Genomic DNA, 22,323 nt, shown 5'->3' with positions numbered 1-22,323 from the left:
ATCAAATATACAGGCAGGTAGTTGTTTGTTTCCGTCTTTCTACGGATGTTAAGGAGGAAAATCAATCATGTTTATAGCAGAAGAAATAGTGTATCAAAATAGCTTGAATGGCGAAGCTGCAGTGGAAGATTGGATAACTGAAGGTCAAGTAAAAAAAAGAAACTGGAACGATAAACTATTGCTTGAAAATATGTTAGATCCTGATGAACATGGTGATCATGCTCACTGGTTATTGTGGTGTCCTGTTGAGTTTCCTGACAGAATCATGGTTGAATGGGATTTTTACCCGCTGGAAGAACCAGGTCTTTGTATGCTTTTTTTCGCAGCCCAAGGAAAAGAAGGTGAAGATTTGTTCGATCCAACTCTTCCGAAACGAGCAGGATATTATCCTGATTATCATTCTGGAGCGATTAATACGTTGCATTTATCATATTTTCGACATAAGTATGCGGAAGAAAGAGCTTTTCGTACTTGTAATTTACGGAAAAGCTATGGGTTTCACCTAGTCACACAAGCGGCTGATCCATTGCCGCCAGTAGAAGATGCAATCTCACCATATCATATGAAACTGATTAAATATGAACAGCATGTATTATTTTATATCAATGATTTGCTTGTATTGGAATGGGAGGATGATGGAGCTACTTATGGACCTGTTTATCAAGGTGGAAAAATTGGATTTCGTCAAATGGCACCAATGAAAGCAGCTTATGCGAATTTGTCAGTAAAAAAAGTACGTAAAGTAACAGAATAGGAGGATCATTATGTTGGGGAATGGCTTTATCAGCAAATTTTATTTTTTTGGAGAAACGGTACTGCTCCTTTTATATGTTAATTTTTTGTGGGTGTGTTTTACATTAGCTGGTGCTGTGATATTCGGCTTTGGACCGAGTACAGTCGCCATGTTTACCATTTTTAGAAGATGGTCACAAGGGGAGGAAGATATTCCGGCTTTTAAAGTATTCTGGCAAACATATAAAAAGGAATTTATTCGCGCTAACAAATTAGGCATATTTATATTGTTGTTTGCGTATATGCTTTATATAAATTTTCATTTTTTGCAGATTGATAATGCTGCCATGCAGCAAGTGATGGAGAAAGTACTGCTTTTTGTTTCTGCTGTACTAGGTCTAATGGTGATCTATATTTTTCCAATGTATGTGCATTACGATAACAAATTATATAATTATGTAAAAAATGCGATTTTGTTAACAGTCTATTCCCCTGTACGAACGATTTATCTAGTTTCAGCGTGTTTAACTTTATACTATTTATACTTTAAGTTACCGGTATTTCTATTCTTCTTCGGAGCTAGTTTATCTAGTTTAGTAATCATGTGGATTGCGCATCGAACATTTTTACGATTAGAAATAAAGCAAGAGCTGCTTCAGGAAACTTAAATTTATAATGGAGGTTAGAAGTGCATGACAGCAAATACGAAAGAAGTAAATTTACTAGCAACGCTCGATTTAACGAAGGCAGGAAAAAACTGCAAAATGTACTTAGGTGATTTAACGGGAAATGGAAGAATGGATGTGCTGATGGTTCAGCCGAATGGTGGAATTGATGATCGCTATGTACCACATCAGGTAGAGGCAATGACTGCTTTTGATTTGAATGGTAACATGTTGTGGCAAGTTGGAACGCCTAGCGAAGATCCTGGTGGACCTGGCAGTGATTATCCTGTCCAAATCTATGATCTTGATGGTGATGGACATAATGAAGTTCTTTGTGTGATGAAAGATCAATTTCTGATGATAGATGGCAAAACAGGCGTCACGAAAAAACAATATGCCTTACCGGATAGGTTTGCCCATGACTGTATTGTTATTGCTAATGTGTCAGGACATTCGTATCCACAGGATGTCATTTTGAAAGATCGTTATCATCAAATGTGGGTGCTTAACAATGCATTTGAACTGCTTTGGACACACAAAGGAAATATAGGACATTTTCCTTGGACATTCGATTTCAATCAAGACGGTCGCGATGAAGTGATGGCAGGCTATGACTTTCTAAGCGCAGACGGTGACTTGCTATGGTCCTGTCATGACTTAGATGAGCACGCAGATTGTATTTGGGTAGGTAAAGTTCAAGCAGAAAGTGATCAATACCAGTTAGTCATAGGTGGCAGTGTAACTGTGCTATATGATTGGGAAGGTAATGAATGCTGGCGCTATGATGGATCGATTGAGTCACAGCATGTCTGCTTAGGTAAATTTAGAAGCGATATGGATGGGCTGCAGGTAGCTGGTTTAGATCGGATTATAAGGGGGAAGCATGCCTCCGACGGTCGAGATGGTATCTTTTTATTAGATGCAGATGGAAACGAGATCTGGAAGGAAGACCGTAAAACAGGGGGGTGGTTAACAATTATCGATACGATCCGGAATTGGGATGACCATGAGCTGGATTATATTATCGCTTACCGCCGTGGTGGAGGTATTCCACCGACGATTTATGATGGTTATCAAAATGTCGTGACACGTTTTCCAGTTGATGGTTATATCTGTTATGGTGATTTAAACGGTTCTGGATATACCCAGGTGATAGTGTACGATCAAACCACTGCCTATGTATATGGAAACAAACAGATGGATGTCACACAGACAGCTGAAGCTGGATTAGCACAAACGAAAAGGGATTATTCTGTAACCTTGTATCCAGGTGGGGAGTACGTAGATTAGCAAAAACTCCAAAGACAATATCTGGATGACCAGTTAAATTGTAAAAATATATTATAAAAAATAGGTTCTTATAATTAATTGTTAGTGATATAGCTGATCGACGTTGTGAAAATTTAGAATTTATCATGTATAAGAAAAACGACGGCATTTGCTCAAATGAGGCGAATGCCGTGTTTTTTTATAGGTGCAAATTATATTTTAAACTTACGCATCATACCCTGTAATTCTTCGGATAATTCTTTAAGCTGATCAGAAGTAGTAACTAACGATTCACTTACTTTCAACTGTTCTTCAGTTGTGGCAGAAACTTCTTCGCTGATGGCGCTGGATTCTTCTGCTGTTGCACTGACCTGATGAATCGTAGATGTTAGTACTTCTTGAGATTCGCGTAATTGCTGAATGGAGTGGGTAACATCCTGGATTTTATTTGTAAAGGTACTCATGCTCTCCCCAACACCATTTAAAATTAATTGTGTATCTTCCGCTTGTGTTACCTGTTCCTTGAAACGTGGTGTTGCAGCTTCTAATACTTGCAATGTTTCATTTACTTCATTAACGATACCTGTTGTGATTTCATCAACTTTATCAATGGAATCTTTGGATTGGGTCGACAGTTTTCTGATTTCATCTGCAACGACAGCGAAGCCTTTTCCAGCTTCACCGGCTCGCGCAGCTTCGATTGCGGCATTCAAAGAAAGTAAGTTTGTTTGCTGGGCGATATTAGTAAGCATTTCCATTACTTGATTGATTTGTTCGGTACTTTCTTTCAACGTATCCACTTTTTCCGCTAAAGCATTGGTCATTTGTTCACCATCTTTGGTCTTTACTACTAATTCATTCATTTTTTCTAATCCTTCATGGCTGCGTTCTAATACCTCGATAGCATGATTTTCCATGATACCATTATTTTGATAGACATTTTCTACTTCATCGTGAATGCTAGCCGCCAATGTGTTTCCACGTTCTGCTTCATCTGTTAATCCGGTTGCGCCACTTGCAATTTCCTCGGATGCTGCAGCGACCTCTTTAGCGGACTGGGATTGCATTTGTGAGATATTGGTCAACTCAATTGCGGCTTCGAGTACTTTATTAGCAGATGTTCTCGTCTGATTCATCATCACTCCAATATTTTCTAACATTTCATTGAAGCTGCTCGCAAGTAATCCAATTTCATCCTTGCGATTTACAGCCTGAGAACGGACGGTAAGGTCACCGTTTTTAGCAGATGCCATCTGATCAGAAATGGTCGCAATTGGACCAGCAATTAACTTGACTGTTCTTCTGGCGATAAATATGGATAGTAAGACTGCCAGCAGAATGATCCCAATGGTTACGTAAAAGATATAAGCTGTGTCTTTCGTTAATTCTTTTTCGGATACAGATCCGACCAAATACCAATCAGATGCTTCCGAAGGACTTTGGAACACTAATTGTCCATTGTCATTAATCATGTTCTTTTCAGACTTAAAGTTTACTTTATAAGGATAGTCTGTTGAAATTTCCTCTAGATCTTTAGAAAAAACGATCTGGTTATTAGCATCTACAATATTAGCATCGCCATCTTCACCGAACTGGACACCTTCGAGTGCAGTGGCAAATACTGCAGGAGTTAACTCAACGATTAATATATAATCTGTTCCGCTTATCCGTAGCTTCTGACCAAATGAGATCGTTGGTTCTTCGTTAGTTCCGGATACCCCTTTGCTTAACCCGCCTATCCATGCTGTCGGTCCATCATAATTTACTGCCTCTTTATACCAGTCTTTAGCAAAAATCTCTTCCTCGCTAATTGTCTGTGTAGATGAGATGATCCGTTCTTTCTCTGTATGTAGCAGGTATAGACTAACATTACTATCCAGTGTAGTAATTTGTGTCAACGCATCATCAACCGTACTTTTTAAGGAGAAGTAATCAAAATTATTTGTTTCTTCATAAGTATCAAGCTCATTCAACGTATTACTGAAGTTATCCGCCATTAATATTTCAGTTACACGATTTTTATACTGATTAATTAAATAGTCCAGTTTATCGGCCGATTGGATAATCGTCTGTTCGGAAGCGTCCGTCACTTTTTCTTTTATAATTGCATTTGAAATAAAATAGGAAGCAATACCTACAATACATACACTGATTAATACAGTAGTTAAAATATTAACAAGAATTTTTCTGCTGATAGAATGTTTCTTGGATACTGTAGAGTGCTGTGCAGCTGGTTCTGTCCCTGCACTGATTTTATCCGCTTTCATTTTTTTCTTACTAAAAAAAGATAGTTTATTTCTTGTTGCGTTAACAAAGTCCTTGGTTTTCCTGATTCCTAGCTTGTTTTTTCCTTTCCATTTGTTCGCCATCGTTCATCCTCCGCATTTGATAATTTAGTAAGTGCTTACAAAAAACAAAGAAATCCTTTAAGTGTAAGCGTAATAATTAAATAGTAGTAGTACAATATGATTATAACATTAAATAGAGGCAATAAACGATAAGAAATTAATATTTTTAAGTTTTTGTAAAAATACAGGACTAAAGAACTAATTGTTGGTCATGAAAATTTAACATAATCCTTTAAGGAAAACTTAGTGTGCTATTGGAAAAAAGTCTGATAAATCAAATTAATATACTGGTTTGTAAACACTAGTAACAAAATCATTTCAGGAGGGTTTATCATGACTAAACATAGAATTTATACGATGAGCTTCGCGGGTGTCTATCCTCATTATATTACAAAAGCAGAGAAAAAAGGCCGTACAAAAGAGGAAGTTGATGAGATCATCTGCTGGTTGACAGGGTATAGTCAGGAAGAGTTGGAAAGACAATTAGAGAAAAAGACAAACATGGAAAACTTTTTTTCAGAAGCTCCTCAATTGAATTCCTCACGTAACTCGATCAAAGGTGTCATTTGTGGGGTACGAATAGAGGAAATCGAAGATCCATTGATGAAGGAAGTTCGCTACTTGGATAAACTGATTGATGAACTGGCAAAAGGAAAAGCGATGGAGAAGATTTTGCGAAAGCCCTAATTGAGAAAAATGAAAATAGGGATGATTACCTGTGAGAAAAACGGCAAAAGTTCACCCGGTCCTAAACAACTACCTATAATATGAATTATGTTAACAAAGGCTGTATTGCAGAACGATCATTTTGATGCTTTCCTACCGTACAAAAAACAGGCTTGACATCTAATTGTAGATATCAAGCCTGTTTGTCTCAAGTTATTTGCAACCATCTCCGTCGCAATAGCTACCTTGCTCCGTATTTAGACTTTCAAATGGCTGTTTCTTTTCTTCTTCCATTACTTTCTCGATTGCCTGCATAAATGTTTCGATCGGCTGTGCTCCTGAAATAGCATATTTTTTGTTGAATACAAAGAATGGTACTCCAGTTACACCTAAGCTTTTTGCTGTTTCTTCATCATTCCTGACATCATTTGCATAGCTTGATTCATCTTCAAGTATGCTAGAAACTTCTTCATGATCGAAAGCTAATTCGTCTGTAATGGCAAGTAAAGTTTCCTTATCACTTAAATCTTTTGATAACGTGAAATAATGGTATAACATCGAATCAACATATTCCGTTTCTCTATTTAACTTTGCAGCATATTTACTAAGACGATGTGCATCAAACGTATTTCCAGGCTTCATTGTGTCAAAGACAAATTCCAAACCAACAGCTTTTGCTTGTTCACCGATCTGCTGATTTGCATGCTTTGCCTGATCTAATGACATATTGTACTTTTTTGCTAACATTTCATGAATACTTCCGCCTGTATACTTAGGTGTATCAGGATCAAGTTCAAAACTTTTATATTCTATCGTAACATCGATTGGATGTGGAAAACGTTCAATCGCTTGTTCAAGTCTTTTTTTACCTATATAACAAAAAGGACATACAAAATCTGACCATATTTCAATTTGCATGATAACACCTCACTTCGAATTCTATCCTATTCTGACATAAATACAGGTCTCAGAAAAGGAATATGCTTATGAGGGAGGTATTACTTGCTGGTTTTATCGTCGTCTTCTGTGATTTCTTCAATGATTTCATCTTTGATCTCATCATAAATTTTATCTTTGAAATCATCATACAACTCATCTTTCATCTCATCATAGATTTCTTCTTTGAAATCTTCATAAAAGTCAGTTTTCATATCTTGATATAAATCGTCTTTTACATCGTCTCGAACATTATCAATAAATTCATCTTTAAAGTCTTCGGTAAATTCATTTTTGAATTCACTCTTAACTCGTTTTTCTCTTTTGCGCCTTTTCAAGCGCTGGTCTATTTTCCAATCTTTCCCCAGTGTGATGACGATCGATATGATCATGAGTACCATGATGATAGCGAACGGTAAAGCGGCTATGATTGAAGCGGTTTGCAGTGCATTAAGGCCACCGCCACCACTAAATAATAATACACTTGCAGCGCCTGCGATTAACAGTCCCCAAACTACTTTTACTGACATCTTCGGTTCCAAATCACCGTTCGACGTCATCGATCCAAGCACAAAGGAGGCAGAATCGGCAGAAGTAATGAAGAAAATCAAAATTAAGATGATCGCTAAAGTGTTAGTAATAAAGCTTAATGGAAGCTCATTGAGCATGGCGAATAGTGCTAATTCAACATCAGAATTAATCAACTCACTCAGTCCGCCAGCACCGTACATTTCTACATTTAAACCGGTACCTCCAAAAGTAGTAAACCAAAGAAGTGCTAATAATGAAGGTACAATTAACACCCCTGCCATAAATTCTCGAATGGTACGTCCTTTTGATATTCTGGCAATAAAAATACCCATAAATGGTGCCCATGAGATATGCCATGCCCAAAAGAAAATGGTATTGGTACCGAGCCATTCACTTTCAGAAAAGGGTGTTAATGTTAATGCCATTGGTACAACATTCGTTATGTATCCTCCTAGAGTGGTAACAAAGCTTTCAGCAATGAATAAAGTAGGACCTACAATAATAACAAACAGGAGCAGAAGTCCTGCTACAACGAGGTTGGCATTACTCAGGATCTTAATTCCTTTATCCAGACCTCTGGCTGCTGATATTAAAAACAACGCAGTCACAATACAAATGATTATGAGCTGAGTCCAAGGAGAATTTGGAATAGGCGTAATATAAGATAACCCGCCAGTTATCTGCATCGCACTTAACCCGAAAGTCGTTGCTACCCCTGTACAAGTAGCAATAACAGCTAAGGTATCTATCGTTTTTCCTGCCCAGCCATTGACGCGATCTCCTATCATTGGATAGAAAGCGGAGCTAATTAATGCGGGACGGTCTTTACGATACTGTACATAGGCTAGCGTCATCCCTACAATGGAGAAAATAGCCCAAGGGTGCAGTGACCAGTGATAAGAACCGTATCGTAATCCTGCAAGTGCCGCTTCCCTTGTGCCAGGTTCATAACCGAGTGGAGGGTCCATATAATAGAGGACTGGCTCCGCAACACCCCAGAAAACAAATCCTACTCCAATCCCGGCAGCAAAAAGCATACCAATCCAGGAAAACCAGGAATATTCTGGTCTGTCCTCCGGTTTACCAAGTCGTATTTTCCCATAAGGGCTTAGTGCCAAAACGATGACGAAAAGTACAAATAGTGCAGTGATGAGCATGTAAAACCATCCGAAGTTGGTAATCATCCATTCTAATCCCGTGTTGGCTGCATCACTTAATGAGTTTGGAGAAAGTGCGCCCCATAATACAAATATCGCCACTAAAATGGCAGAAGTGATAAAAACAAATCCCACTTTCCCTACCTTTTTGTTTAACTGGTTAGTTGTCATATGTATGTATGCCAGCGATAAAGTACTGACATGTTCCCCCTTCCAATTTAGTTCTGGATTTCTAGTTTCTGTTAATCAGTATATCCTTCTTATACCCTAATTATAGTTAGCTAATCAACAGATTATGAAAATTGTTAGCTACTTTTGTACACATTCCATTGATTATAGTAATGAGTGGAATACATGTCAAATGCCAAAGCAACTTCAGGAAGATATGCATAAAATACAGTGAGTCAACCTTGTATTGATTGCGTTGTTTGGAGAGAACATTATCAAATCAGAGGAGGTGTTCGGAATGCCAGAAATTTTATATGCTTTAAAAGAAGATTTCTATTTCCTAGTGCCTGCATTATGGTTTATCGGTTATGCCTGCAAAAGAACACCCTTTATTCCTGATTGGTTGATTATTTGGATTTTGCTGTGTATAGGGATACTCGCGTCAGGTAATTTGTATGGCTGGACCATCCAAGCTATAGCAGATGGAGTCATCGTAACTGGCATGGCAGTGTTCAGTCATCAAATCGTAAAACAGACTTATCATAGAGATGGAAAAATATAAAAGGGAGGAAATATCATGGCAGAGTTTAGAGGTTACACGATCACTAGTCCGTATGGAAATCGGACACATCCTATTTCCAATAGTAGCACGTTTCATTCTGGCGTAGATTTAGTGAAATATCACAAAGCACCAATTCAGGCCTTTACATCTGGTACCGTTATTTATGCAGGGTTTGGAAATAGTGGTACAGGCTTGGGCGGATATGGAAATGTAGTCTTAATAAGAGACCGTAATAACAGGGAGCAATTGTATGCACATTTAAATTCAGTAACCGTATCGAAAGGACAAACAATTGGACAAAATCAAGTGATTGGTTATCAGGGAAGCACGGGTTATGTGACAGGTTCCCATTTGCACTTTGAAGTAAGGAAAATAGTAGAGATGAAACCGCCTTACGGTTATCGTCCTGATAAGAAGTCTTCCACACTCAACCCGATTGCATATTTAAATAATTTTGATCTCGATGATCTTCTGGAATCTGGAGACTCAGGCTCAGCTGTACGAAAGTTGCAACGCGATCTAATAAAATTAGGCTTTTCCCTGCCGAAATTCGGTGCAGATGGTGTTTTTGGCCAAGAAACTGAATCAGCTGTACGCTCCTTTCAATCTGCAGAACATCTTGCAGTTGATGGAATTGTAGGACCCAATACAAATGCTAAGCTAGACGAACAAACAACCTTAGTATCTAAATATCCAGGGATTATTAAAAATGGCAGCAGAGGCGACATTGTAAGAATTATTCAGCGTCGTGTGTATGCGAAAGCAGATGGTATTTTCGGAACACAAACAGAAAAGAAAGTGAGAGAATATCAACAGAGAAACGCGCTAAAAGTAGATGGAATAGTAGGACCTAAAACATGGGATAAGTTATTTGGATAATCGTGTAGAAAGAAGAACTGCTTCTATAGCAGTTCTTCTTTTATACTGAAAATGAAGATGTGGTGTTATAAAATGGATTATCTAATGTAGCAGCTAAGTGCCCATTCTGAAATATTCAATCTGCTGGATACCGCTTTGACCCACAGGACGTGGAGTGGTTGGCCGGAGCGGTATCCTAGCACATGAATCATTTCAAAATAAATACTAAGCTGTTAGTTGACATAATCCATATCATAGGTAGTTATATGAAATTTAAATCAAATAGAACCGGGCAGGTTATGTCCGTTTTTTCCTACTATGATGTCTGCTTGACCTGTTTAAGTAAAATAGTCTAATACATACGTAAATGAAAGTATAGTAGAGGAAAAAGTAAATGAATGCGTTTTTTTAACGGTTTAATGATCGGCGTAAATATGGTATGATTCGATTTGTTCATTACGGCAAGTTTCTCAGAAGGAAACTTTGAGTAAACGAAAAGAAAGAGGTGCTTCATGAACTTATCGAAAATAAGACAGGATTGGTTCGGCAATATTAAAGGAGATATCTTATCGGGTATTGTAGTCGCATTAGCATTAATTCCAGAGGCGATAGCTTTTTCGATTATTGCCGGCGTCGATCCAATGGTTGGTTTGTATGCTTCTTTTTGTATGGCGGTGATCATTTCATTCGTAGGTGGAAGACCAGGGATGATTTCAGCGGCAACGGGAGCAATGGCATTATTAATGGTGAATTTAGTTGCGGATCACGGGTTGCAATACTTATTTGCAGCAACTATTTTGACAGGAATTATTCAAATTATATTTGGTGTTTTTAAATTAGCAACAGTGATGAAATTCGTTCCACGATCTGTAATGGTAGGGTTTGTCAATGCCCTTGCTATCTTAATTTTCACAGCACAACTTGAACATTTCAAAGGAGAAGGATTTGTGATGTATGCCTTAGTTGCGCTGACACTGGGTATCATTTACCTTTTTCCTAGACTAACAAAAGTGATTCCATCCACTTTAGTAGCAATTATTGCTGTTACAGCTATATCTTTATATTTTGGCTTTGACGTTCGCAGCGTTGGTGATTTAGGAAACTTAAGTTCAGATTTACCTGTATTTTTAATTCCGGATATACCATTTAATTTCGAAACACTAGCTATCATTTTTCCTTATTCCCTTTCGTTAGCAGTAGTAGGTTTATTAGAGTCATTACTTACAGCGAACATCGTGGATGATATGACAGATACAGAAAGTAATAAAAATCAAGAAAGTCGTGGACAGGGAGTTGCTAATATTGTGACGGGCTTCTTTGGTGGTATGGCGGGTTGTGCTATGATCGGACAATCTGTTATTAATGTTAAATCAGGCGGACGCGGAAGACTGTCGACGTTTGTGGCGGGTATCTTCTTAATGTTTTTAATATTTGTATTAGGAGATGTTGTCGTACGGATCCCGATGGCTGCTTTAGCAGGCGTTATGTTCATGGTATCTATAAGTACTTTTGACTGGTCGTCCATCACCACCCTGCATAGAGTGCCAAGAACAGATGCTGTTGTTATGGTCGTAACAGTTCTATCTGTAGTAATGACCCATAACTTATCTATCGGTGTATTAGCTGGAGTGCTGCTAAGTGCAATATTTTTTGCTGCAAAAATTTCAAAGGTACACGTAACCCAGATTATTGCAATTGAAGGAAAGAAAAAAATATACAAAGTCGATGGTCAAATATTTTTTGCGTCTGTTAATGATTTTGTAGAAAAATTTAATTTTCAAGATGATATAACGGAAGTGGAAATTGACCTGACTCATGCTCACCTGTGGGATGATTCTGCTATAGGAGCGCTAGATAAAATAGAAATGAAATTCGAGCAAAATGAAGTGAACGTCGAATATGTCGGTTTAAATGATGAAAGTAAATCACTCAAAAACAAAATTGGTGGTTTATCAAAAGCTTCAGGTCACTAATCGATAAATGAGGTGAACGGATGTATCGAAAAATATTATTAGCTTCTGACGGATCTGAGCATTCATTACGCGCTGCATCTCATGCTGTGGAACTAGCTAAGATCGATAACAGTAAAGTAGATGTAGTCTACGCAGTTGATGGCAAAACGTCAAAAGAAGATGTTTTACATGGTCTGGATAAATATCAGGTGAAGAAAGAAAGAGAACTAAAAATAAAACCAGTTGTAGATAAGCTCAAAGAAGCAAATATTACATGCGAATCACATATCATACATGGTGAACCAGGGCCTGCTATTGTCTCGTTTGCTAATGATTACGACTACGATATTGTTATTGTCGGAAGCAGAGGCAAAAATAAATTACAGACAATGATATTAGGCAGTGTCAGCCATAAAATAGCTAAACGGGTTCACTGCCCAGTACTGATTGTGAAATAACCCAATAAAAACAGCTAGCAAAGTAGGGCTAGCTGTTTTTTTATTACATAAGTAAAGTAAAAAAATTCGCGATGAATCTGCTCGACGTACTGAAAATTTAAATTGTACTCAATCACTATTATTAGTGAGAAAGGAACTAAAAGTGGGAAGCGTTGACCAGAGATTTGTATCGTTTAGCGAGAAAGGAACCAAAAGTAGGAAGTAGCACAACAAGATTTGTAGTGTTCAAAAAGAAAGAAGACAAGTGAGGGTGTTTCCCGGCTGGTTTTGTCTTCTTAAAGAGTCTGAACCATAGCGCAGGCCGGCGGATAGACTCCTACTGGCCGATAAATGGCTGGTAAAGGTATCCCAGCACATGATTCATTTTAAAATGATTGCTATGTGTCACTTAACATGTTTTATATTAGGATCGGGTGGTCTTTTCTAGTTTTAGTAATTTAGCAGGAGTGAATGCGGATTGTTCTTATAGTCAATTAATACTAACGACAGATTAGAAACATAAAAATAGGCAATAAGACTTAAATTACTGCGATATATAGTAACATATTGCGTTGTATGGTAATATAGACTGATGCTGAAAACACTAAAACAAAAAGAAGGGGACGACTATGCAGAAGCTACGACAGTTACGATTTAAATTACCAGCAACAATGATTTTCTTACTTATTATTCCAATAAGCTTCGTCGGGTACATATCTTATCAACAAACAGAAATTTTGGAAAGAGCAATTGTGCAAAAAGATGACATCGTCGAAATATCACCAAAATACAATAAGATTTTTGAGGAATATGAGGCATTTATTTCTGACCTATCTACATTAGAGCAAATAAACTATCAGAAGGTGCAGACATCTGATGTTGAGGAATCAGTAACTTCTAATATGCCAGTGATGAACAACCCAAAATTAACTAGTTTTTATTTGGATTTCTTATCAGAAAAAGCAGAAAATATGGAATATATTCTTAATTTATATCTTGCTACAACTGATAATGCCCTTTATATGGACAACTATACAGATGGTACTGATTTATCTGGCTACAAGGCTACTGAAACGGATTGGTACCAAAAAGCCGCTGCCAACCCGGAGCAATTGGTTTGGTCAAAACCTTATTTAGACACGGCTACTGATAAACCAACGATTACATTAGCCCAAACAATTCAAGGGAACGATGGGTCCATTATCGGTGTTGCAGCACTAGATTTTGATATGTATACACTAGTATCTGACATGCGGCAGGATCTTCTCCATTCTACCTTAATTACAATGGCTATATCGGTTGTAATAGGGCTCTTAATCGTACTCCTAATTGTTAGATTAATTAATCGCAATATTGTAGTAGTAAAAACAGAGCTACATTATTTAGCACAAGGTGATTTGTCCAGACCGGATGTTAAAGTAGAAGGAAAAGATGAATTTGAAGATTTAGCACGAGCTATGAATGCATTGAAAGAAAATTTATATGGGACTATAAATCAATTGATGATGGCTACTGGCCAGGTGTTAGGACAGAGCAGTACATTAAAGCAGTCCTCTGATCAAGTAAAAGAGGGAAGTGAACAAATTGCTGCAACAATGGAAGAATTATCTTCTGGAAGTGAATCACAAGCAAGCCATGCTTCTGACCTGGCAGGTGCAATGGATCAGTACAATAAGAGAGTGAACAGTGTTGTTGAATATGGAAACCAAATCGCCGGTGAATCAGCACGAGTAATGGATCTAAGCGAACAAGGAAAGCATGCTATTGATCGCTCTGTTAATCAAATGAGAACCATTCATCAAATGGTTCAGACATCCTATCATAAAGTACAAGGACTAGATAAACGTACAGAAGAAATTGATCGCATAGTAGAAGTGATTAAAGAGATTGCAGAACAAACCAATTTGTTAGCGTTGAATGCAGCGATAGAAGCTGCAAGAGCAGGTGAAACAGGAAAAGGATTTGCCGTTGTTGCGGATGAGGTAAGAAAATTAGCGGAACAGGTTACCGATTCGATTGCAGATATTACGAATATAGTAGCCAATATTCAAACCGAATCCAATCAGGTAGCACAGTCATTAGAAGCAGGCTATCAGGAAGTAGAGAATGGTACGGAGCAAATGCGACAAACAGGTGAGAACTTCTCTACGATTAATCAATCGATTACAGAAATGGTGAATCGTATGAATCATATGGTAAGTAACTTAGAAGAGATCAATGAGCACAGTACAGAAATGCATAGGTCAGTGGATGAAATTGCAGCTGTTAGCCAGCAATCTGCTGCTGCAGTAGAGCAAACTGCTGCGTCAGCTGAAGAAACGAATCACTCTATGGAAGAAGTATCGCGTAGTGCACAGGAATTAGAGGCGCTGGCAGGATCTTTAGAAAAACAAATAGAAAAATTTAAAATAGTATAACAGGTTGAGAAAGAGGAGTACCATACAATGGTCTGTCCTTATTGTGGTTTAAAAGTACTGTTTATTCCGTTGATATTTTTTGATTTTAGGTATAGTGTCCTAATAATAGATATGGTATGATTATACCAACTAAAATGATGTCAGTAACAATAGGGGTGGCGATAGTGAAAAGCGCACTTCGTATTACAAGTGTCTATGTTTTATCCGGTGTTTTATGGATCCTTTTTTCTGACTTATCTAACATAACTTTACAACGGCTAGCTTCAGTATTCTTGATAGATCAACATACATTCATGCATTTGATTTTCCTCACCATAACATCTTGTTTACTTTATTATTTAATACACATACAAACAAAAAAATATCAACAGGAATTACACTCGCGAATCGTTACAGAGTCACTTGCTACTGAATCACTGGAAGAGAACCGACGACTGTTACATCTATTTGACCAAATTTCCAGTGGCATTATATTAATTGATCCTGACAAAGAAGATTATCCTATTGTCTATGTTAATAAAGGTTTCGAGGGGCTTACCGGCTATACAGCAGATGAAGTGATAGGACAGAATTGCCGAATTCTTCATGGTCAGCGTACAAAGGAAGAAGATATTAAAAGCATTGAACAAGCATTGCATCAGTTTCAGCCAGTTCAGACAGAAATTAAAAATTATCGAAAAAATGGTGAAGAATTCTGGAATGAATTAAAAATTAAACCAGTAATGAATCAAGAGAAGAGATTTTTAATTGCTATCCAAAATGACATTACCGATAAAAAGAATCAATCTATTCTAGTGGAGAACCAATTTATGATTGTAAAAAAACTGTTGGAGCATCCAGATAAACTTACAGCCTTTCGAGAAGTATGTAAGATCGTAGATGAACAGACCGGCTATCAAAGTTTAATTTTTCAGAAGGATGTTCAGACGATGCAATTGCGTACATTTGCAACGTATTCTTTGCCACAGCAATTTTTAGATGAATTAGCTGACTTTCCGATAAGAAAAAAAGAAGGAATTAGCGGCGAAGCGGCATTCTTTAATAAAACAATTATTATTGATAATCTTCCTGCTCTAGAAAATGCAAAATATGTAGATTTATCACGAAAATACGGAATTCAGACTATTTGGTCGACGCCAATCAATACGAGTACTGATGATGTTATCGGTGTATTTACACTTTATCGGAAGAGCCTTCATACTCCTTCAGAACAGGAAATTAGAGCATTGGAAACTTATGCTTATATTATTGGACAAGTAATGGAGAATTTGAATTTCCAGGAAACGATTAAAGAGAATAATTACCGTTTCCGATTAATTGCTGAAAATACGACAGATATAATTTGTTTAATAAACGAGAAAAAAGATTTGCAGTATGTTTCGCCATCGATCAAACAATTGATTGGCAATAGTATTTCCCGTTTTAATATAGAGAAAATGTTTAGTGATAATGCAAAACAGACCATTCAGTATCTTATCCACTATTTATTATATGTTAAGGAAGAGGATACAACTGAAATAGAAGTAACAGACCATCATGGTCAATTAAAATGGCTGGATGTGAAAGGAAAGCGTGTGGTAGGCCAAAACAATGAGACTAGTTTATTGTTTTTGGCGAGGGATGTGACGTCCAGAAAGCAATATCAGGAATCTTTAGATAAAATTCTATACTTTGATCCGGTTACACAATTACCAAATAAATATAAATTAAGAAAAGAAATCGACTATCTCGTACAAGCAAAATACCGCTTTAACCTATTGCTTCTTGATTTTGATCAAATGAAAGAAATAAAGAGTATGTATGGGATCAATGCTTGGGATTATGTGATGATGGAAATGTCCAACCGATTAAAGGACCACTTTCAACCGATCGTACTTGCGCGAAGTGGAGAAGATGAGTTCTGTCTGATTACTAGACTTACTAAGAAGCAATTGGAACGGGTTATGTTGAAGTTTTTTGAGATACTGAGACTTCCATGGAGGTATGAAGAGCAAGAATTTTTAGCGAGCGTCTCGATAGGCGTGGTATGTTATGAAAAACAAACGGCAGATATGATGCTTTTACAAGGACAGGAAGCGTTGCAGATTGCAAAAAGTTTAGGTGAAAATCAATTTTACTTTTATTTTAATGATCAAGCCAATCGCAAAAACCGTGAGTTACATATCAAACGATATTTATACCAGGCAATGGATCAACAAGAATTGGAGTTATGTTATCAGCCTCAAATTGATTTGAAAAAAGGAGAAATTACAGGATTAGAAGCGTTGTTACGTTGGAATAATCAACAATTAGGTGTTGTGTCACCGGGGGAGTTTATCGGTGTTGCTGAAGAAACCGGATGGATCGTGCCAATGAGCGATTATGTAATGGAGAAAATTGTGGAAGATATAGTGAAATGGAACAAACAGGGCTACCACTTCCATGTATCTATCAATATTTCTTACAAACAAATGAAAGAAGCTGATTTTGTTGAAAAAGTAAAAAAAATATTGCTAACAAAAGGGTGCCCTGCACACCAAATCAGCTTTGAAATTACCGAAAGCTTACTGTTGGAAGATCTTGAACTATCGTTACACGTTCTGCATCAACTCCATGCGTTAGGGATTGGAATAGAGGTTGATGACTTTGGGGTTGGATACTCCTCCTTAGCTTATTTGAAGAAGTTCCCGATTGATGTATTGAAAATTGACCGATCCTTTGTGATGGATCTTTTTCAGGATCATAAAAATATAGCGATACTGCAAGCCATAATGGAAATGAGTAAGGCGCTGGAATTGAAGGTGATAGCAGAAGGTGTGGAAAATTTCGAACAAATAAAATTATTAGAAGAGCTCGGGTGCCAGATATTCCAAGGCTACTGGTTTTCAAGACCGGTAAAACAAGAAGAACTGCTATCAACTATTCATTATATTAATCAAGAGAAATTGTCAGCTTTTAGTTTATAAGAAAACCGTGACATAACAATTAAGTCTGCATTATAAATAATTTGTGATACGTGACAGGGTTTCAGTTTGAATGTTTAATGATCAATAGAATAGCCGAACATAACGTGAATTCTCTAAGCTGGAATATGATGTTATGTTCGGCTTTTAGTTGACTAAATAGACCGATCCGAATTAAAAGATTTCTTTTTTAAGACAATAAAAGATAATTTCGAACCTCTTTCTGATTAATTTCCCACGGGAACGTTCTAAGCTAAGATGTATGGTCATCATATACTTGATAAATCCTGTAGGTAGTTTAATAGGATAATGGTTGGTTTACCCATTTTCCCTTAATTTCAGATATAAATCCAAAAATTACATCTTTATATTATTTTATTTGTGTTTATTTGTGTTTGACTTATTGGGTAAAAAGGTTTATTCTTTTTTAGTAAGGAATATGAAAGCGTTACAAATAAGGGGGAGAAGAATAATGATGCGTAAAGGCTTTTTAATGAAGGTGTATCCGGATATGCATGACGAATATGAAAAGCGTCATAACGAAATATGGCCAGAGATGGTAGAAGCCTTACACCGACACGGGGCAAAAAATTATTCGATTTTTCTTGATAAAGAAACCAGTACATTGTTTGGTTATGTAGAAATCGAAGATGAAGCGTTATGGAGCAAAATGGCCACCACTGAAATCAATAAGAAATGGTGGGCATTTATGGAACCAGTTATGGAAACGAATACAGATAATAGTCCGGTAACGACTAATTTACAAGAAGTTTTTCATATGGACTAATTCATATCATCTAACGGAGGTATAACAAATGGGGAAAGCTATAAAAAGAAAAGAAACAACAGGATGGTTAGCAACGATAGCGATCGCTATGGCGAATTATATTGAAGCTGGGGCAATTATTGCTGCAGCAAGCAGTTTAACATTATGGCAAACATACCTTGGCATTGACAGCGTTGGGGTAGGTTTGTTAAGTGCATTAAGTGCAAACGCTTTAGGAGCGGCTGTTGGTGCTCTTTTAGGTGGATATATTACTGATAAATATGGCCGGAAAATCGTCTTTAATTACGATCTACTAGTTTATATGTTTGGTATTCTATTAATTATGTTATCGTTTAACTTCCCAATGTTGTTGATCGGTACAATTATTACAGGTATCGCAGTTGGGGTAGCAGTACCTGTATCTTGGACATACATTGCCGAAGAAGCACCTTCTAAACAGCGTGCAGCACGAGTGGGAGCTTCACAATTAGCTTGGTCTATCGGTCCAATGATTACGTTTGCTCTTGCAGTATTACTCGAGCCATTAGGATTATTAGGCTCTCGTATCATATTCTTTCATTTGCTTGTAGTTGCATTTGTAACATGGATTTTAAGACGAGGTTTACCAGAATCACGTATCTGGACAGAAGACAATTTGAAAAAACAGAAAGAGCAGCAAAAAACAAAACTAAAAAAGAGTTCTCTGAAAGAGTTATTTTCTTTAGCAGTTAATAGACAAGCGTTATTTCTGTTAATCGGTATATATTTATTTTGGAATTTAACAGCTGGTGCAATGGGTTATTTCATGCCATATATTTATGAAAATGTAGGCGGTTTATCTAATGGACAAGCTAACTTGTTACAAGCATTTTTATGGATGTTTACCGTACTGACAACCTATTTTGGTTTTATGAAATTAGCAGATAAAGTAAGTCAGCGCTTCCTTTTCGGTTTAGGTGCAGTTATCGGTGTAGTAGCTTGGATTATATTAACGTTCATGCCGATGAACTGGGTATCATTAGTATTATTCGTAGTTCTGTGGGGCTCTGCAGCAGGTATCGGTGCCCAAGCATTCTATGCCCTATGGACAAGCGAGTTATTTGTTACAAGATACCGTGCCAGTGCTCAAGGCTTCATGTATTTCTTAGTACGTACTGGTATAGCTATTTGGTCGTTTATTTTACCTATTTTAATGGACGCACTTAGCTTTACAGTAGCAGGTGTTGTAATGATTATATTCCTGATCATTCACCTGATTATCGGTATAGCCTTAGCGCCAAAAACAAGAGGAAAAACGTTAGAACAAATTGAAGAAGAACGGTACGGGGTATAAAAACTCTACTTTGGAAGACGCTTGCGCCTGTAGCAAGCGTCTTTTTGTATTCAATCAAGAAAGTAATAAAAAAGCAGTCACAGCAGTAACCATATTGAACAATGAAGCTGAGTTCCTATAATATGAATTATGTTAACTTGCGTTGTGACCATTTTGCAATAAAGCCCTAGTTTACATAATCAATTGCATCGCCCGTAAAGGTGTTAGCCAACGCAGTTTTTTTTGTCAAAAATCTTGCCAGATGATTAAAAGTTAATTGACAAAATACCGAGAGGGGTATAATATGAGTGTTGTATTATTTTCTTCATAGCGTCTCATTTAGTATGATAAAGGTATAACTGATATAGAAAGGGGCGTCTTCATCATGGAATACGATGCGAAAGTGATCAACCGAATGAAACGGATTGAAGGACAAATCCGTGGATTGATTAAGATGATGGATGAAGGCAAGGATTGCAGAGAAGTCGTTACACAGATGTCTGCTTGTCGCAGTGCATTAGATAGGACGGCTGCGTTAATCGTTAGCACGAACCTTGAAAAATGTATTCGAGAGGAACAGGAATCTGGTCAAAGCTCGGAGGAACTAATAAAAGAAGCAGTAAATTTACTGGTGAAAAGTCGTTAAATAAAAAAGGTAACTGTCTTATACGTTTATATTACGCTTACGGAATAAGACAGTTTCTTTTTACATTTATAAATACCCATACAGGTATAGGTAAGGAGAGGTTAGAATGACTGAAAAAAAGAAAACTACAATTGTGTTATTCAGTGGAGATTATGATAAGGCTATGGCAGCCTATATCATTGCAAATGGGGCTGCTGCTTATGACCATGAGGTGGTGATTTTTCACACTTTTTGGGGGTTGAATGCGTTAAGGAAAGACGAACACCTTCATGTAAAAAAAGGTTTACTCGAAAAATTACTTGGCTGGATGATGCCCAAAGGGGCAGACAAAATGGGACTGTCAAAAATGAATTATCTAGGCATGGGTCCACACATGATTAAACATGTAATGAAGAAGCATAACGCTTTACCAGTCCACGAATTGGTAGACATGGCACAGGCACAAGGGGTAAAATTGATTGCATGCACCATGACCATGGATCTTCTTGGATTACAAAAAGAAGAATTACTAGAAGACATTGAATATGCAGGTGTTGCAGCATATATTGGTGGATCAGAAGATGGAAATATTACATTATTTATTTAAAATTGCTATACTAAGTATAGATAATTTATGGGAGGTATCAACATGAACGAAATTCAACCAAATCAACTAGCTGAAAAATTAAAAGAAGGAGAAAAACTTCATATCGTAGATGTACGGGAGGATGAAGAAGTAGCACAAGGGATGATTCCGGGAGCCAAACAAATCCGCTTAGGAGAAATACCTGATCGCTTGGATGAATTTGATCAGAATCAACATTATTATATGATCTGCCGTTCAGGTGCAAGAAGTGGACGTGCCACAGAATATTTAGAAGCGAATGGCATTAAAGCAACAAACATGACAGGCGGCATGTTAGCCTGGGAAGACGAAGTTGAATAAGCTTAGGAGAAATCAGTTCAAAACACGAACTGATTTCTTTTTTTATCTATCAAGAAAGTATATAAGTCTGGTCAAGTCAGTAATCATATTGAACATGATGTGGAGTTCCTATAATATGGATTATGTAAACAAAAGCTGTATTGCAGAATGGTCATTTTGATATCGTTTATCTGCTTAGCAAAGCTCCGGAAATAGGCTCCGCGTCCTGTGGGCACGGCTTCAGCTAGGCTACTACTTTGAACTACTCCTTTGCTGCCTTGTGCCGAGGAAGCTTACTTCGAAGCGGTACTTGCAGACACAGGCACAAACTAAGTGGATCTTCAGCTCGCGCTGATTCCACGGGAGTCTCCGCCTATTTCCTACGCTTATGGGAAGTTCTACAACATTTGAAACAGCTAAAAGCAGTAGTTTTAGGCATTATGTTATTCATTCTATTCCTGTTATGGATACATTGATCAATATGCTACCCCATACAAAAGTTGTACAGCCCCTATTCTAGCGTAGGCCAACCACGGAGACTCCCGCGGGATTGTGCAGGTGCTGAAGATCCACTTTGTGAAGTGCTCTTCTTCACAAAGTTAGCTTCAGCCGTGCCCCGCAGGACGCGGAGTGGTTGGCCGAAGCGGTATCCCAGCACATTAAATATCTCAATATGGATGTTTGGCTAGCGATGGTTAGTTGACATAATCCATATTATATATCATTTATGTCAATTAGGACCGGGCGGGTTATGCTCGGTTTTTCTTATAAGTCAAGAAAGTATAAATTTTGGGCTATATGATGTTCGCTGACAGAAACGGCCACGTCCGGCTCCAGCGCCCAGAGACTAGGCGACTTCGCGAAATCGCCCTACGATAAGTCATCATCGATTCGCAAGCTCACCGTGATTCCTTTATCTCAGTTGATTCGCTCCACTCGCTACGTCTCTAAACGGGCGCTTTCGCCTTTGTTCTTAGGAAAAAGAAATTCATATATATACCAAATTATATTGATTATTTGCTACCAGATATATTAAAATAGATAGGAATATAGTT

General features: G+C 37.5%; 18 protein-coding genes. 15 read left to right on the top strand and 3 right to left on the bottom strand.

What is annotated here, in order from left to right:
* The first annotated feature begins 67 nt into the window (after window positions 1-67).
* The 3 genes from MUN87_RS05785 to MUN87_RS05775 are packed head-to-tail and all read left to right on the top strand — an operon-like array spanning window position 68 to window position 2,687.
* On the top strand, window positions 68-754 hold the full coding sequence (locus tag MUN87_RS05785; RefSeq protein ID WP_244746732.1) for a DUF1961 family protein: 687 nt from the start codon (window positions 68-70) through the stop codon (window positions 752-754).
* A gap of 10 nt (window positions 755-764) precedes the next feature.
* A complete protein-coding gene (locus tag MUN87_RS05780) occupies window positions 765-1,400 on the top strand; it encodes a YesL family protein (RefSeq protein WP_244746730.1) in 636 nt (211 codons plus the stop codon).
* Between the two features lie 24 nt (window positions 1,401-1,424).
* On the top strand, window positions 1,425-2,687 hold the full coding sequence (locus MUN87_RS05775) for a hypothetical protein (RefSeq protein WP_244746728.1): 1,263 nt from the start codon (window positions 1,425-1,427) through the stop codon (window positions 2,685-2,687).
* A 191-nt stretch (window positions 2,688-2,878) separates the two neighbouring features.
* Here the strand turns inward: MUN87_RS05775 and MUN87_RS05770 are convergent, their stop codons facing one another.
* Window positions 2,879-5,035: a methyl-accepting chemotaxis protein gene (locus MUN87_RS05770; protein ID WP_244746727.1), complete on the bottom strand. Its 2,157-nt coding sequence runs from the start codon at window positions 5,033-5,035 to the stop codon at window positions 2,879-2,881.
* Window positions 5,036-5,347: 312 nt separating this feature from the next.
* Here MUN87_RS05770 and MUN87_RS05765 point away from each other — a divergent pair, with 312 nt between their 5' ends.
* A complete protein-coding gene (locus tag MUN87_RS05765) occupies window positions 5,348-5,701 on the top strand; it encodes a DUF2200 domain-containing protein (RefSeq protein WP_244746725.1) in 354 nt (117 codons plus the stop codon).
* A 192-nt stretch (window positions 5,702-5,893) separates the two neighbouring features.
* Here the strand turns inward: MUN87_RS05765 and MUN87_RS05760 are convergent, their stop codons facing one another.
* Together MUN87_RS05760 and MUN87_RS05755 are read right to left on the bottom strand one after the other, a co-directional pair.
* Entirely contained in the window at window positions 5,894-6,598 is a 705-nt protein-coding gene (locus MUN87_RS05760; protein WP_244746724.1) for a DsbA family oxidoreductase, read from the bottom strand.
* A gap of 80 nt (window positions 6,599-6,678) precedes the next feature.
* On the bottom strand, window positions 6,679-8,475 hold the full coding sequence (locus tag MUN87_RS05755; protein ID WP_244746723.1) for a BCCT family transporter: 1,797 nt from the start codon (window positions 8,473-8,475) through the stop codon (window positions 6,679-6,681).
* Window positions 8,476-8,770: 295 nt separating this feature from the next.
* On the opposite strand from MUN87_RS05755, the gene MUN87_RS05750 reads away from it, so the two are divergent.
* From MUN87_RS05750 to MUN87_RS05700, 11 genes are all read left to right on the top strand, one after another.
* Window positions 8,771-9,034, top strand: a complete 264-nt coding sequence (locus MUN87_RS05750) for a phage holin family protein (RefSeq protein ID WP_244746722.1) — start codon at window positions 8,771-8,773, stop codon at window positions 9,032-9,034.
* Window positions 9,035-9,049: 15 nt separating this feature from the next.
* Window positions 9,050-9,913, top strand: coding sequence for a peptidoglycan-binding protein (locus tag MUN87_RS05745; RefSeq protein ID WP_244746721.1), 864 nt, complete (start codon window positions 9,050-9,052; stop codon window positions 9,911-9,913).
* 491 nt (window positions 9,914-10,404) lie between these two features.
* Window positions 10,405-11,865 carry a SulP family inorganic anion transporter gene (locus tag MUN87_RS05740; protein WP_244746719.1) on the top strand — a complete coding sequence of 487 codons (1,461 nt, stop codon included), beginning with the start codon at window positions 10,405-10,407 and terminating at the stop codon, window positions 11,863-11,865.
* A 20-nt stretch (window positions 11,866-11,885) separates the two neighbouring features.
* Window positions 11,886-12,302: a universal stress protein gene (locus MUN87_RS05735; protein WP_244746717.1), complete on the top strand. Its 417-nt coding sequence runs from the start codon at window positions 11,886-11,888 to the stop codon at window positions 12,300-12,302.
* A 608-nt stretch (window positions 12,303-12,910) separates the two neighbouring features.
* Window positions 12,911-14,698, top strand: coding sequence for a methyl-accepting chemotaxis protein (locus MUN87_RS05730; protein ID WP_244746716.1), 1,788 nt, complete (start codon window positions 12,911-12,913; stop codon window positions 14,696-14,698).
* Window positions 14,699-14,862: 164 nt separating this feature from the next.
* Window positions 14,863-17,643: an EAL domain-containing protein gene (locus MUN87_RS05725; protein ID WP_244746715.1), complete on the top strand. Its 2,781-nt coding sequence runs from the start codon at window positions 14,863-14,865 to the stop codon at window positions 17,641-17,643.
* Window positions 17,644-18,112: 469 nt separating this feature from the next.
* Complete coding sequence (gene rhaM / locus MUN87_RS05720; RefSeq protein ID WP_244746713.1) at window positions 18,113-18,427, top strand: L-rhamnose mutarotase; 315 nt, start codon at window positions 18,113-18,115, stop codon at window positions 18,425-18,427.
* A 28-nt stretch (window positions 18,428-18,455) separates the two neighbouring features.
* On the top strand, window positions 18,456-19,739 hold the full coding sequence (locus MUN87_RS05715; RefSeq protein ID WP_244746712.1) for an MFS transporter: 1,284 nt from the start codon (window positions 18,456-18,458) through the stop codon (window positions 19,737-19,739).
* A 364-nt stretch (window positions 19,740-20,103) separates the two neighbouring features.
* On the top strand, window positions 20,104-20,364 hold the full coding sequence (locus MUN87_RS05710) for a metal-sensitive transcriptional regulator (protein ID WP_244746711.1): 261 nt from the start codon (window positions 20,104-20,106) through the stop codon (window positions 20,362-20,364).
* Between the two features lie 106 nt (window positions 20,365-20,470).
* Window positions 20,471-20,950 (top strand): DsrE/DsrF/DrsH-like family protein, encoded by a 480-nt coding sequence (locus MUN87_RS05705; RefSeq protein WP_244746710.1) that lies wholly within the window; start codon window positions 20,471-20,473, stop codon window positions 20,948-20,950.
* Window positions 20,951-20,992: 42 nt separating this feature from the next.
* Window positions 20,993-21,289 carry a rhodanese-like domain-containing protein gene (locus MUN87_RS05700; protein WP_244746709.1) on the top strand — a complete coding sequence of 99 codons (297 nt, stop codon included), beginning with the start codon at window positions 20,993-20,995 and terminating at the stop codon, window positions 21,287-21,289.
* Window positions 21,290-22,323: the final 1,034 nt, after the last annotated feature.

This window comes from Gracilibacillus salinarum (assembly GCF_022919575.1).
Classification (GTDB): Bacteria; Bacillota; Bacilli; order Bacillales; family Amphibacillaceae; genus Gracilibacillus; species Gracilibacillus salinarum.
Note: the sequence above shows the minus strand (reverse complement) of the source record. Positions and strands in the feature narration are given on the sequence as shown.

Excerpts from the sequence above, each read along its gene's own strand:
- MUN87_RS05775 (WP_244746728.1), top strand. The coding sequence starts at position 1,425 with ATGACAGCAAATACGAAAGAAGTAAATTTACTAGCAACGCTCGATTTA.
- MUN87_RS05700 (WP_244746709.1), top strand. The coding sequence starts at position 20,993 with ATGAACGAAATTCAACCAAATCAACTAGCTGAAAAATTAAAAGAAGGA.
- MUN87_RS05770 (WP_244746727.1), bottom strand. The coding sequence starts at position 5,035 with ATGGCGAACAAATGGAAAGGAAAAAACAAGCTAGGAATCAGGAAAACC.
- MUN87_RS05740 (WP_244746719.1), top strand. The coding sequence starts at position 10,405 with ATGAACTTATCGAAAATAAGACAGGATTGGTTCGGCAATATTAAAGGA.
- MUN87_RS05730 (WP_244746716.1), top strand. The coding sequence starts at position 12,911 with ATGCAGAAGCTACGACAGTTACGATTTAAATTACCAGCAACAATGATT.
- MUN87_RS05765 (WP_244746725.1), top strand. The coding sequence starts at position 5,348 with ATGACTAAACATAGAATTTATACGATGAGCTTCGCGGGTGTCTATCCT.
- MUN87_RS05750 (WP_244746722.1), top strand. The coding sequence starts at position 8,771 with ATGCCAGAAATTTTATATGCTTTAAAAGAAGATTTCTATTTCCTAGTG.
- MUN87_RS05785 (WP_244746732.1), top strand. The coding sequence starts at position 68 with ATGTTTATAGCAGAAGAAATAGTGTATCAAAATAGCTTGAATGGCGAA.
- rhaM (WP_244746713.1), top strand. The coding sequence starts at position 18,113 with ATGATGCGTAAAGGCTTTTTAATGAAGGTGTATCCGGATATGCATGAC.
- MUN87_RS05715 (WP_244746712.1), top strand. The coding sequence starts at position 18,456 with ATGGGGAAAGCTATAAAAAGAAAAGAAACAACAGGATGGTTAGCAACG.
- MUN87_RS05710 (WP_244746711.1), top strand. The coding sequence starts at position 20,104 with ATGGAATACGATGCGAAAGTGATCAACCGAATGAAACGGATTGAAGGA.
- MUN87_RS05705 (WP_244746710.1), top strand. The coding sequence starts at position 20,471 with ATGACTGAAAAAAAGAAAACTACAATTGTGTTATTCAGTGGAGATTAT.
- MUN87_RS05745 (WP_244746721.1), top strand. The coding sequence starts at position 9,050 with ATGGCAGAGTTTAGAGGTTACACGATCACTAGTCCGTATGGAAATCGG.
- MUN87_RS05760 (WP_244746724.1), bottom strand. The coding sequence starts at position 6,598 with ATGCAAATTGAAATATGGTCAGATTTTGTATGTCCTTTTTGTTATATA.
- MUN87_RS05755 (WP_244746723.1), bottom strand. The coding sequence starts at position 8,475 with ATGACAACTAACCAGTTAAACAAAAAGGTAGGGAAAGTGGGATTTGTT.
- MUN87_RS05735 (WP_244746717.1), top strand. The coding sequence starts at position 11,886 with ATGTATCGAAAAATATTATTAGCTTCTGACGGATCTGAGCATTCATTA.
- MUN87_RS05780 (WP_244746730.1), top strand. The coding sequence starts at position 765 with ATGTTGGGGAATGGCTTTATCAGCAAATTTTATTTTTTTGGAGAAACG.